This window comes from Aeromonas sp. 55A, from assembly GCF_051919665.1.
In the GTDB taxonomy this organism is placed as follows: domain Bacteria; phylum Pseudomonadota; class Gammaproteobacteria; order Enterobacterales; family Aeromonadaceae; genus Aeromonas; species Aeromonas veronii.
In genome coordinates this window covers 304,657-317,220 of record NZ_JBQBEH010000008.1, presented here as the reverse complement: position 1 = coordinate 317,220, position 12,564 = coordinate 304,657, and the positions used below count along the sequence as shown (strand labels likewise).

Genomic DNA, 12,564 nt, shown 5'->3' with positions numbered 1-12,564 from the left:
CCCAGCACACTACCCGTGGAGACTGGCAAGGTAAAGCCCCGCAGTGCGGGGCTTGGGTTGGCTATCGGTGGACGATGTCTCAGGAGTGACGCGCTTCGCGCTTGGGCAGCAGCAGGTTGAGCACGATGGCGGTAATGCCACCGGTGGCGACGCCGTAGGAGAGCACGCTCTTGGCCAGCTCCGGCAGGTGTTGCAGCACTTCCGGCACCTGCGCGACTCCCAGCCCCATGGCCAGCGACACTGCCAGGATCATCAGGGCGCGGCGATCCAGCTCCTCGCGGGCAATGATGCGCACGCCAGCGGCGGCGATGGTGCCGAACATCACGATGGTGGCACCGCCCAGCACTGGCTCGGGGATCTGCTGCACCAGACTGGCGACCGCCGGGAACAGGCCAAGCAGCGCCAGCATGGCGGCGATAAAGAGCCCGACGTGACGGCTGGCGACGCCGGTCAGCTGAATGACGCCGTTATTCTGGGCGAAGGTGGACATGGGGAAGGTGGAGAAAACTGCCGCCAGCATGGAGTTGGCACCATCGGCCAGCACGCCGCCTTTGATCCGCTCCATATAGACAGGCCCTTCCAGTGGCTCGCCGGAGATATCCGAGGTGGCGGTCATGTCGCCGATCGCTTCGAGCGCCGTCACCACGAAGATGATGGCGAGCGGCACGAACAACTGCCAGTCAAAGCCGAGACCGTAGTGGAGCGGAATGGGCACCATCACCAGCGGGCCGTCGAAGGTGGGGGCGCTCACTTTGCCCAACAGCAGGGCCACGGCATAGCCCGCCAGCATGGCGATCATGATGGCGGAGAGGCGCAACCAGGGGTTGCGACTGCGTTGCAGCAACACGATAAGGCCGAGCACCAGCAGGGAGAGGAAGAGGTTGGTGTGGCTGGCGAAGCTGCCATCAGAGAGGGCTGCATAGCCGCCGCCCATGCTGATCAGGCCCACTTTGATCAGGGTCAGGCCGATCAGCAGCACCACTATGCCGGTCACCAGCGGGGTGATGATCCGTTTCACCAGATGGAGGAAGCGGCTCATCACCACGATAGTGAGTGCGGCAACCATCATGGTGCCGAACAATGTGCCCAGCAGATCGTCGGTGGGCATGGCCGCCTGTTTGAGGGCGAGACCGGAGGCGATGATGGGGCCGAGGAAGTTGAAGCTGGTGCCCTGTACCGAGAGCAGGCCGGAACCGATGGGACCGAAGCGGCGGGTTTGAATGAAGGAGGCGATGCCGGACATGACCAGCGACATGGAGACGATATAACGGGTGTCGGCGGCAGGGAGGCCGAGGGCATTGGCAATAATCAGGGGCGGGGTAATGATGGCGACAAACATGGCGAGCATATGCTGCAGGGCGGCGAACAGCGTCTGGGGCAGAGGCGGGACATCCTCTATGCCATAGACCAGTTCGCTATGGGCTCGCCTGGGTGGATGTGCCTCTCGATTGGCGCGTGTGACAGCAGCCTGTTCCATAAGTACCTCGAATTGTGTGGGGAGGGGGAGAAAATTGGGCGCTATTGTAGTGATTGAAATGAGGCTGACCAGCGCTAATTATGCAAAAAAAGGTTTATTTTTTGATGGGTTGAAACGTTTGCGCGCTGAGATTATCATCTGTCGGTTTGTGTGACCGACCTCTCCTTTTTATTCTCCCCGCTAATGACATTTTTACCACTTTGTAGGTGTAGAATGAGCCCTCAGTATTCATCGTGGAGACTCTGGATGCTCAAGTTGTCAGAGTTCTGGAGTGCGAGGGTTCACTCCGAAGACTTTACTCGTACTCGCATGGGGTTTATGACAGTGCGTTTGCGCCTGCTGACCTGCTTGCTGATGCTCGGATTGCCCGCCTGGGCCGTGGTGGATTGGTTGACCTTGCCCGCCGTTCATTTCGAGCAGCTATTCCAGGCCAGGATCTTCTGCACCCTGGCGCTCTCGCCACTTATTCCGCTCTCGTACCTCATCCACTTCAAGCGAGAGCGAATGAAGCTGGCCCTTGGCTACCTGATGGCCGTGATGATGCTCTTCTCTCTCTTTTGCCTGAACAGCTTTGGCGCCGGACAGGAGTTGCAGGCGGGCTATGCGGCTTTTCCCTATTTGTTGATCACCCTGTTTGCCATCTTCCCCATCCCACTCTCCCTCGGCTTGCAACTGGCAGGCGTGGTGCTGGTGACCATGCTGCTGGGCCACTGGTTGCTGGTGGGTCAGAGCATCTGGAGTCAGGCCACCCTGAATCAGGTGTGGGTGCTCGGCATGTTTACCATGGCCAGTTGCTGGGTGCAGTGCGGCCAACTCAACATGCTGCTGCGGCTCTATCGGGAATCGACCACCGATGAGCTGACCGGCATGATGAACCGCCGCCTGCTGATGAAGCAGCTGGAGCAGGCCAGAATCCGGCTGCAACTCAAGAAGAAGCCCTTTGCGGTGATGTTGCTGGATCTCGATCGCTTCAAGCGGATCAACGATATCTACGGCCATCTGGCGGGGGATGCGGTGCTCAAGGAGGTGGCGACCACCCTGGGGGAGCAGCTGGAGCCTGACATGGTGCTGGGGCGTTATGGCGGCGAAGAGTTTGCCATCCTGATGCATAACTGCGCCGATCCGGCGCTGGCGAGCAAAATGGCCGAGCGGCTGCGCATTGCCGTCGAGGCGCGGTTGGTGAAGAGCCCCACCTCGGACGAATTGCTGGAGGTGACAGTAAGTATCGGGATTGCCATGGCTCGTGCCGATGACACCATCGATATTCTGATCAACCGTGCCGACGAGTGTCTCTATCAGGCCAAGATGGCGGGACGCAACTGCGTGGTGGTCGAGGGGCAGAACCGCGCAAAAACAGATGCCGCCTGAGGGCGGCATCCTGTTGGCAATGAGCTGGCGAGATCAGGCCAGCTTGTACTTGCCGGAGAGCTGCTGGGCCAGCAGCTTGAACATGTTGAAGACCGCCATGGTCTTGCCGGTCGGGGTACCATCTTCGGCCAGGAAATACTCCCCCTTGAACACCAGAATATCCCCCTTCTGCTCCACCGAATCGGCGCGCATACCGTGGATGAAGTCTTCATGCTCTTTGATGATCTTGTTGGCCATCTCAAGCAGGGCCGTCTCGGTGATCAGCTCTTTCTGTGGTTGCATGCTCGTCTCCTTAAACGACTACTGGACAGGGAAATCGTGGATCCCTGCCTCTGATTGAAGAGGCGCCCAGCATACTGCAAACAGGGTTTTTCTGTCATTGATATGACCCCGATTTGTGGCTGTTTATCCGATCACCAGATTCTTCAACCAGCAGCGTTGGCGAATACGGCGCTGCACCAGCAACACTTTGCTGAGCTCCTCCAGCAAGACCACCGCCACCACCCAGGAGAGGGGCCAGCCGAGCAGAGTGACCGCCACCCAGGCGAGCGGGATGCCGATGCACCACATGCCGACAATATCGATGAAGATGCTGTAGTTCACATCGCCGCCAGAGCGCAGCACCCCGATGATCCCCACCATGTTGAACACCTTGAGCAGCATCCCGAGGCACATGATGCCGAGCACCTGTCCCGCTTCCGTCATCAGCTCGGGGGGCAGGTTGCCGACCCACTGCAGCAGGTTGGCTTGCAGCAGCCAGACGATGATCCCCACCAGTAGCGCGCCAATCGGTGCCAGCAGCAGGAACAGCTGGGAGTGCTGCCAGGCAATCTCGTACTCCTCGGCCCCGAGCCGGTGGCCGAGCAGGGTGGAGCAGGCCACCGCCAGTCCGAAGAAGAGGGAGATAAGGATGCTCTCCAGGGTGCCGAGGGTGGTCATGATGGCCAGCGAATCGGTGCCAAGATGGGCATAGAGAAAGCCGTAAATCAGCATGCCGAAGGCCCAGAGGCCGTCATGGAACAGCAGCGGCAGGGCGATCAGGGTAAAGCGCACCACCTCCTTGCGTTTGAAGGCGGCCAGCCAGTCTGGTGCACGCGGGATCAGGCGCGCTTCATAACGCTTTACGTAGAGCAGCAGCAGGGCTGTCTGCAGCAGCCGTGAAATGGTGGTGCCCCAGGCCGAACCGGCCACCCCCATCGCCTCGAAGCCGAAGTGACCGAAGATGAGGGCGTAGTTGAGGATAACGTTGGCGATGATGGCGATAATGCCGATGCGGGTCGGCGCGGCGGCATTGCCGACCGAGCGCAGGGCTGACTCCAGCGGCACCACGATGGCGGTACAGAGGATGGTGGCGCCGGTGATCATCAAGAATTGATCCGCCAGCTCGCGCAGTGCCGGATCCTGACTGGCAAAACCCAGCACGCTGCCCGGTGATAACACATAGATGAAGGCAAAGGGCAGGGTGACCAGCAGGGCGCCCACTATGGCCAGCGCCAGGGAGCGGCGCACCCCGGCCATCTCACCGCGCCCGAAGTATTGTGCTGCCAATACCGAGACCCCGCCCGCGAGGCCCGCTATCACCAGCAGATTGAAAAAGAAGACCCGGTTACCCAAGCCGACCGCCGCCACAGCCGTGGTGCCAAGCTGGCTCACCATCATGATATCGATGAGGCCGAGCAGGGAGAACATCATGGATTGCAGCGAGACAGGCAGAGCCAGCCGCCACAATCGGGTCATGAACTCGCGATCGGTGGTTTGTTTTAAAATCGCTTGCCAATAATTCATAGTTGTTAACCGGGTATGAGAAAAGCAAGGTTTGTCAGGGGTATGATAGGGGCTGACGAGGCTCTTCTCACTGTGAGTAGCTCTCGGTTTTCTTGTGTAAAAATATCCTGTTGAGGTGTTATGCCATTTGCCAGCGAGTGTCTGGAGATAGCGCCAGCCTGTGAAGAGCAGATGTTGGGACGTGAAGGGCTGCCCCTGCTCGGCGAGGCAGGGATCTTCCTGACCGGCCTCTCCCGGGTGCGGGATCACTACCTCATCCGCCGCAATCGCCCCGAGTTTCACATCCTGATGATGAGTCATGATGAGGGGGGCGCGCTGCTCACCGACGAGGGGGAGCAAGCCATTCCGGCCGGGTCGCTGATTTTCCTGCCCGCCGCCGTGCCCGGTGGTCTCAAGCTGATTGGCGAAAGCTGGCAGATCAGCTGGATTTTGCTCGATGACGTGCCGCGCTGGCAGCACCTGCATCGCCTTGGTCACCGTATCTGGCAAGGGGATGGCGGCGATCAGCTCTACCATCTGCTCAGCCTGATGCAGGGGGAAGGGGTTCGCTCTTCGCTGCAACCCCAACTGCTCAGCCTGTTGCTGGCGCTGCTGGAGCGCACCCTGCAAGGGGAGGTGCGTGGCACCCCTGAACTCAGATTGCAGGCACTGTTTCGCCGGGTGGAGGCGCGCCTGGACGAACCCTGGAGTGTCGCCCTGCTGGCCCGACAGATGGCCTGCTCCGTTCCCCATCTGCACCGGCTCTGTCAGCAAGCGTTCGGTATGGGGCCGATGGCGAGGGTGACCGAGCTCAGAATGAACAAGGCGCGCCAGCTGCTGCTCTATACCAACTGGCCACTTGGCGAGCTGGCGGCCCGGGTCGGTTACAGCGATGGGGCCAACTTTGCCAACCGCTTTCGTCGTCTGACTGGTCAGACCCCCGGCGCCTTTCGTCGACTGGGTCGCAAACCTTTTGCAACGGATGTGCAAACTCTTTGAAATTAATGAGACAAGCCCCTAGGATCGGCGGGTCCCTGCGTCTAGCTAACCGTTTAGGTACCAAGATCCATGTTTGAAGATAATAACCAGAAACGTCCTCTCTACATTCCCTACGCCGGTCCCGCCCTGCTGGAGACCCCCTTGCTCAACAAGGGCAGCGCCTTCACCAGCGAAGAGCGCAGCAACTTCAACCTCGAAGGTCTGTTGCCCCAAAATATCGAGACCATCGAAGAGCAGGCCGAGCGCGCCTATCGCCAGTTCATGGCGTTTGGCAACGACATGGACAAGCACATCTATCTGCGCAACATCCAGGATACCAACGAGACACTGTTCTACCGTCTGCTGCACAACCACCTGACCGAGATGCTGCCCATCATCTACACCCCGACGGTGGGCAAGGCGTGCGAGGAGTTCTCCAACATCTATCGCCGCGCCCGTGGCCTGTTTATCTCCTATCCGGACAAAGACAGGATCGATGACATGCTGCAAAACGCCACCAAGCAGAACGTCAAGGTGATCGTGGTGACCGATGGCGAGCGGATCCTGGGTCTGGGTGACCAGGGCATCGGCGGCATGGGCATTCCCATCGGCAAGCTCTCCCTCTACACCGCCTGTGGTGGCATCTCGCCCGCCTACTGCCTGCCGGTGGTGCTGGATGTGGGCACCAACAACCAGCAACTGCTGAATGACCCCTTCTATATGGGGTGGCGCAATCCGCGTATCTCGGGGGATGAGTACGCCGAGTTTGTCGATGCCTTCATTCAGGCGGTCAAGCGCCGCTGGCCCGATATCCTGCTGCAGTTCGAGGATTTCGCCCAGAACAACGCCATGCCGCTGCTCAACCGCTACAAGAACGAGCTCTGCTGCTTCAACGACGACATTCAGGGTACGGCTGCCGTGACGCTGGGCAGCCTCATCGCCGCCTGCAAGGCCTCCGGCGCCAAGCTATCCGAGAAGCGGGTTGCCTTCCTCGGGGCGGGCAGCGCCGGTTGCGGTATCGCCGAGCAGATCGTGGCGCAGATGAAGGCCGAGGGGCTGACCGATGCCCAGGCCCGCAGCCGTGTCTTTATGGTGGACCGCTTTGGTCTCATCACCGACAAGATCCCCAACCAGCTCGACTTCCAGCGCCGTCTCTCCCAGCCGGTGGAGCGCATTGCTGACTGGCCGGTGGGGGACAATATCTCCCTGCTGGAGGTAATGGAGCACGGTCGCCCGGACATTCTGATCGGGGTCTCCGGTCAGCCGGGGCTGTTCACCGAAGAGGTGGTCAAGACCATGCACAAGCACTGTGCCCGTCCCATCATCTTCCCGCTCTCCAACCCCACCTCCCGGGTTGAGGCGACGCCGGCAGACCTTATCCGCTGGACCGACGGTCAGGCGCTGGTGGCCACCGGCAGTCCGTTTGCACCGGTGGAGTACAAGGGCAAGCGCTACGTCATCGCCCAGTGCAACAACTCTTTCATCTTCCCGGGGATCGGCCTTGGCGTCATCGCCTCCGGCGCCACCCGGGTGACCGACGCCATGCTGATGTCGGCCAGCCGCGCGCTGGCGGAGTGCTCGCCGCTGGTGAAAGGGGAGGAGGGCTCCCTGCTGCCGGATCTGGCGGATATCCATCAGGTCTCCCGCTACATCGCCAAGATGGTGGCCAAGACCGCCATGCTGCAGGGCAAGGCGGTACAGACCCCGGATGAGGTGATCGATCAGGCCATCGACGCCAACTTCTGGCATCCGGAGTATCGCCGCTACCGCCGCACCTCGTTCTGATTTCTGCGGTAAGATGCAAAGCGAAAGGGATGCCTCGGCATCCCTTTTTACTGCACGTCTGACATGGTTATCGCCTCAAGATCAACTACTCGCTGCCGCCCTGTACGCCGGTGACACGCACCTCTACCCGGCGATCCGGCCCAAGGCAGTCGATGAGCGCCGCCTTCGCCTTGATGGCATCACACTGGTTGCCGGTGACCGGATTACTCGCGCCATTGCCCTGGATGCTCACCTTGTCGGCAGGCAATCCCTTGCTGATCAGAAAGTCGGCAACGGTTTGGGCCCGAGCTTCTGACAACCTCTGATTGTTGGCATCCGAGCCGATGCGGTCGGTATACCCCATCACGACTGCACTGCCATCCTTGGGCTGCACGTCGACGATCTGCTGGTAGAGATCGTCCAGCGCACTCATTCCCTCCTGTTTGAGGTCCGCTTTGCCAAAGGCGAACAACACATCGGAACTGAGGTTGAAGGTCTGATCCACCACCTCCGGTTCGGCCGGTGGCGGGGGAACCACGACCGGGGCGGGCGTGGGGGCGGCTTCTTTGGGTTGGCTGCGGTTCGGGTGGATCACCAGTTCCAGCGTGGCGGTGCTGATGTCGCTGACCCAGCGCTGGGTGCCGCTGTTGGCTTTGCCGTTATCCGGATCATCGCCAACGCGCACTATGTAGCGGTAGCGTGCCTGCAGATCGACCCAGTCATGGAGCCGGGCGGTCACTCCCAGACCCGCCAGCGGCGCCAGGTTGTCGTCCCCGCCATTGACCGACTCGACGTGATAGATATAGCCACCGCCCTCGGCAAAGAGCGAGAACATCTCGCTGAGCGGCAGGCGGCCAATGACTGACAGCGTGGCTCCCTTGCTGTTGAAGTCATGGCCGCTGATATCCCAGTCACCGGTGGAGAGATAACCAATCTCGGCCCCCAGATTTTCCGTGAAGTTGTAGCCGCCAAACAGGGAGAGCGCAGTCGCATCCTTGCCGACATCCTGACTGAAATCATTCAGATTGTGGGCAATGGCCCAGCCACCGCCGACCCCGGCATACCAGTCGTGAACCGGTTCCGCTTGTGCGCCTGTGCTCGCCAATGCCAGTGCAATCCACACAGGTTTTACTCTTATGTTCATCGCCTATCCTCGTCGATGTTTGGTGTAGTGGGGGTTGCCTGCTGGTCAAACCCCACACTTATGTATAGGTGACGGGTTGTTTTTAACCACTCAAGAGGTGTGGATTGCGGCAATAAGTGAACCTATGTCACTGAAACCATGCGGGAAGAGGGAAGATAGCCTGAGGTGGGCGGCATGGAAGACAATAAAAAGGAGGCCATACGGCCTCCTGCTTATCCAGGTGATCAGGATTATTGTGTGACTTGTTGCACACCGGTGACGCGCACTTCAACGCGGCGATCCGGTGCCAGGCAGGAGATCAGCTGAGCCTTGCCCTTGACGCTGTTGCACTGGGTACCGGTGACCGGATTGGCTTCACCGCGACCTTCGATGGCCACTTTGCCGGCAGGCAGACCTTTGCCAACCAGGAAGTCGGCCACGGTACGGGCACGCGCTTCGGAGAGTTTCTGGTTGTAGGCATCAGAACCGATACGGTCGGTGTAACCGACGACCACGGCGCTGCCATCTTTCGGCTGAACATCAACGATCTGCTGATACAGGGTGTTCAGCGCTGCGACACCTTCTGGCTTGAGGGTGGATTTGCCAAAGGCAAACAGCACGTCAGAGCTCAGGGCGAAGTTCTTGTCGACCAGTACCGGCTCGGGAACCGGCTCAGGCGCAGGGGCGGCAACCGGGGCAACATAAGAGGTGCGATTCGGGTGCATCACCAGCTCCAGGGTCGCGACGCTTATGTCGCTCTCCCAGGTTTTCTGCTCGTCACCCAGATTCCACAGATAGCGGTAGCGTGCCTGCACATCGATAAGGTCGGAGAGCTTGGCAGTCAGACCCAGACCCGCCAGCGGCGCAGTGCCATTGTCGCTGTTGCCATTGCCGTTGACGTGATTGAAGTAGGCACCGCCTTCAGCAAACACCGAGAAGATGTCGCCCAGCGGCAGGCGGGCGATACCGGAGAGGGTGGCACCCTGGGTTTTGAAATCGGCACCGTCAACGCCCGCTTTACCTGCGTAGAGGTATCCCAGTTCTGCCGAGTAGTAGTCGTTGAAGTTGTAGCCGCCGAACAGATTGAGCGCGGTGGCATCCTTGTCAGTGTCTGTCCCGAAGTCATCCAGGTTGTGAGCATAAGCCCAACCGGCACCGACACCGGTATACCAGTTATCGGCGGCCTGAGCCGTGGTTCCTGCGGCGGCGAGCGCCAGTGCAATCAGGGTAGGAGCCATTTTGAGTTTCATCGGTTTATCCTCGTTGTGTTAGCCCATGTCGGGCAATGCACTTGTTTTTATTGCTGCGAAAAATCGCCAGCAAAGTGGATAGCGAAGGCTTTGGACTCTCATGATGCATTGGCGTCATGGACAACAGACCGGACAAGAAGCGCTTTTTAGTGCTTATCCAATACCTTACAGGCGCAACTACTTTATGCTTTCGAGACGGGGCAGGCAAGGGCAGGGAGGCGGGAATGAGGGATGCAAGCGAGAACGAGACAAACAAAAAGGGATGCCGCAGCATCCCTTTTTTTCGCACTATCTGAACGAGGTCAGATTATTGCTGAACTTCTTGTACGCCAGATACGCGAACTTCTACGCGACGATCCGGAGCCAGGCAGGAGATCAGTTGAGCTTTAGCAGTTACGCCGTTGCACTTGGTGCCGGTAACCGGGTTGGCTTCGCCACGACCTTCGATGGCAACTTTGCTGGCAGCCATACCTTTGCTGACCAGGAAGTTGGCAACGGTGCGGGCACGGGCTTCAGACAGCTTCTGGTTGTAAGCGTCGGAACCGATACGGTCGGTGTAACCAACAACAACAGCGTTGCCATCTTTCGGCTGGAACTCAACGATTTGCTGATACAGACCGTTCAGGGCTGCAACGCCTTCCGGCTTCAGGGTGTCTTTGCCGAAGGCAAACAGCACGTCTGAGTTCAGGGCGAAATTCTTCTCTACCACTTGCGGAGCAGGAGCCGGAGCTTCTTCAACTACCGGAGCAGCTACCGGAGCTACGTAGGAAGTACGGAACGGGTGGTATACCGCTTCCAGAGTAGCGATGCTCTGGTTGGCTTTGTAACGCTCACCGTTGGCGTGCAGGTCAGCCACGTCCCACATGTAGCGGTAGCGAGCTTGCAGATCCAGCGCGTCATTTACCTTGTAAGTCACACCAGCACCGGCCAGCGGGGAAACTTTAGTGTCGCTGGTGCCCAGACCGTCGGTGTGACCCCAGTAGGCGCCGCCTTCAGCGAACAGGGAGAAGTCGTTGCCAACCGGCAGACGGGCGATACCGGACAGGGTGGCACCCTGGCTCTCGTAACGGTTGCCGTTGGTGTTGCCACGACCGGTGTACTGGTAGCCCAGTTCGGTACCGAAGTTTTCGGTGAAGTTGTAACCCATGAAGGCGTTGGCAGCAGCCGCGTCTTCTTGGCCTACATTGGTGCTTTCCAGCTTGTTCAGGCCGTTGAAGTGAGTAGCACCGACGCCGGCACCGAAGTAGATGTCATCAGCGGCGTGAGCAGCGGTAGCACCCAGAGCAGCCATGGCGATGGCGATCATGGAAGGAGCCATTTTCATCATAAAAAAATCCTCGTTGAGATCGCACGTTATTCACGTGCTTCACACTTTGTAATTTATGTAAGCTGCAGGCTCCGCCGTACGGCTGGCGTCGAGTCTGGCAGATGACCCGGTATAACCGGGTTGCACACTCTCCTGGTGTGTCGAGTGCGCTGGCATGGCACGCAATGCGTGAGAAACCACTGCCAGGCAACTGATGTCATTCCGATGACGAGGCGCACTCTATGCCGATTTTAAAACATGATCAAGCTCACAAATGAGCCTTGTGGCAAATTGTGTCGTGCCCTTAACTGGCTGTTTATTTTGATTAATTAGTGATCCAGATAGGCCCTATGCAGTTTCTTCTCCAGCTTCATATAAGCCTGAACCCAGTCGCTATGCGGGCTGGCAGGATTCGCTCTGGCGGCAAAGACCGCGAGGTAATCTGCCTGGGTTGCGCTCTGCAGCAGGGGGGTAAATGTCATCAAGAAATGTCGGGCCAGATAGGGGTCAAGGGGCCAGATGTTGAGGATGGCGCGAGCCACAGGCTGAACCGCAGCTGAACAGATGAAATGACGGTGTCCCGCCTCCAGCCAGTCGGCCATCTCGCACAGGCCCGATTCGGGCACCAGACCACCATCACCTTGAGTGGTTGCCAGAGCAATAGCCTGACCATTTACCGTGATGAGCTGCTCATTGTTATGCAGGGTGCCGTCGTGGCTGCGCAAGGCCAGGTCCGGGCATGCCTGTTCAAGAAACAGGCTGCAGCTCTCCGGCAGGGCGGCCAGCAGCTCGCTGGCGTGGCTGGACATCAAGGCCGGAAGCCAGAATGCTTCGGCACGATATTGTTCACCTTGCAGGCGCTGTTGTGCCAGTTCTTCTGTGCTGGATACGGGGTGCAGGCGAGAGATAATGCCGGGAAACGCCATACTTATTCCTCTTAATGGGTATCCGGCGGATTATACGAGTTATTGGGGGGGCCACAATAAAGGTTTCTTTTCGAGACTGTTTACCTGAGGCGGCTGAGCGATTACCATCCCCCCTTGAAGGCAAGGGTTGTCGCCGAAAGGCGCTCATAAGATAGAGGCTCGACCATAACGAGTCCGAACAAAACTGATACACTTGACTACGAGTCGTCGCGAAAAATAAAAGGCGGAGTAAATCCGCCAAACGGAGTATGGAACATTATGAATTCAAATATCGTCACTGTTGGCAAGAAGATCCGTCAGATCCGTGAAGCGGTCGGTTTGAGCCGTCCGAAGTTTGCAGATTTGCTGGGTGTTCCTCCCACCACGCTGAAAAACTACGAGCTGGGTTACCGTGAAGTTGGGGGCGCCTTCCTGGTTGCCCTGGCGCACCACCCTGATCTGCACAAGTTCACCCTATGGCTGCTGGCAGACAAGAAAGTCGCCGAAATCGGCCAGATTGGCCCGGATGACCTCGCCAAGGCGTGATCATCGATGTGAATAGAAATGCCGCCTTCGGGCGGTATTTTTTTGGGTCGCCGATCGATATTTTGAAGTAACGCGCTTTGAAT

11 protein-coding genes are annotated in these 12,564 nt (G+C 58.9%); 4 read left to right on the top strand and 7 right to left on the bottom strand.

Annotated elements, in window-relative coordinates:
* Nucleotides 1-79: 79 nt before the first annotated feature.
* Nucleotides 80-1,477, bottom strand: coding sequence for a nucleobase:cation symporter-2 family protein (locus ACTG2G_RS05200; protein ID WP_439985243.1), 1,398 nt, complete (start codon nt 1,475-1,477; stop codon nt 80-82).
* A 246-nt stretch (nt 1,478-1,723) separates the two neighbouring features.
* On the opposite strand from ACTG2G_RS05200, the gene ACTG2G_RS05195 reads away from it, so the two are divergent.
* Nucleotides 1,724-2,845: a GGDEF domain-containing protein gene (locus ACTG2G_RS05195; protein ID WP_005338383.1), complete on the top strand. Its 1,122-nt coding sequence runs from the start codon at nt 1,724-1,726 to the stop codon at nt 2,843-2,845.
* A gap of 33 nt (nt 2,846-2,878) precedes the next feature.
* Here ACTG2G_RS05195 and ACTG2G_RS05190 read toward each other — a convergent pair whose 3' ends face one another.
* On the bottom strand, nt 2,879-3,127 hold the full coding sequence (locus tag ACTG2G_RS05190) for a YciN family protein (RefSeq protein ID WP_005338382.1): 249 nt from the start codon (nt 3,125-3,127) through the stop codon (nt 2,879-2,881).
* 123 nt (nt 3,128-3,250) lie between these two features.
* On the bottom strand, nt 3,251-4,630 hold the full coding sequence (locus ACTG2G_RS05185) for an MATE family efflux transporter (protein WP_005343930.1): 1,380 nt from the start codon (nt 4,628-4,630) through the stop codon (nt 3,251-3,253).
* A 120-nt stretch (nt 4,631-4,750) separates the two neighbouring features.
* On the opposite strand from ACTG2G_RS05185, the gene ACTG2G_RS05180 reads away from it, so the two are divergent.
* Both ACTG2G_RS05180 and ACTG2G_RS05175 read left to right on the top strand, forming a co-directional pair.
* A complete protein-coding gene (locus tag ACTG2G_RS05180; protein ID WP_162628346.1) occupies nt 4,751-5,608 on the top strand; it encodes a helix-turn-helix transcriptional regulator in 858 nt (285 codons plus the stop codon).
* A 69-nt stretch (nt 5,609-5,677) separates the two neighbouring features.
* Nucleotides 5,678-7,372: an NAD-dependent malic enzyme gene (locus ACTG2G_RS05175; protein WP_005358917.1), complete on the top strand. Its 1,695-nt coding sequence runs from the start codon at nt 5,678-5,680 to the stop codon at nt 7,370-7,372.
* Nucleotides 7,373-7,457: 85 nt separating this feature from the next.
* Here the strand turns inward: ACTG2G_RS05175 and ACTG2G_RS05170 are convergent, their stop codons facing one another.
* The 4 genes from ACTG2G_RS05170 to ACTG2G_RS05155 all read right to left on the bottom strand — a co-directional run bounded on the left by ACTG2G_RS05170 (nt 7,458) and on the right by ACTG2G_RS05155 (nt 11,956).
* Nucleotides 7,458-8,495, bottom strand: coding sequence for an OmpA family protein (locus ACTG2G_RS05170; protein WP_123173541.1), 1,038 nt, complete (start codon nt 8,493-8,495; stop codon nt 7,458-7,460).
* A 230-nt stretch (nt 8,496-8,725) separates the two neighbouring features.
* The gene (gene ompA, locus ACTG2G_RS05165; protein WP_421387481.1) at nt 8,726-9,724 is read right to left on the bottom strand and encodes a porin OmpA; all 999 of its coding nucleotides are present in this window, start codon (nt 9,722-9,724) and stop codon (nt 8,726-8,728) included.
* A 307-nt stretch (nt 9,725-10,031) separates the two neighbouring features.
* Entirely contained in the window at nt 10,032-11,051 is a 1,020-nt protein-coding gene (ompA, locus tag ACTG2G_RS05160) for a porin OmpA (protein WP_421346350.1), read from the bottom strand.
* Nucleotides 11,052-11,359: 308 nt separating this feature from the next.
* Nucleotides 11,360-11,956, bottom strand: coding sequence for a hypothetical protein (locus tag ACTG2G_RS05155; protein WP_421387482.1), 597 nt, complete (start codon nt 11,954-11,956; stop codon nt 11,360-11,362).
* 258 nt (nt 11,957-12,214) lie between these two features.
* Here ACTG2G_RS05155 and ACTG2G_RS05150 point away from each other — a divergent pair, with 258 nt between their 5' ends.
* Nucleotides 12,215-12,481 (top strand): helix-turn-helix domain-containing protein, encoded by a 267-nt coding sequence (locus tag ACTG2G_RS05150; RefSeq protein ID WP_005338367.1) that lies wholly within the window; start codon nt 12,215-12,217, stop codon nt 12,479-12,481.
* Nucleotides 12,482-12,564 lie beyond the last annotated feature (83 nt).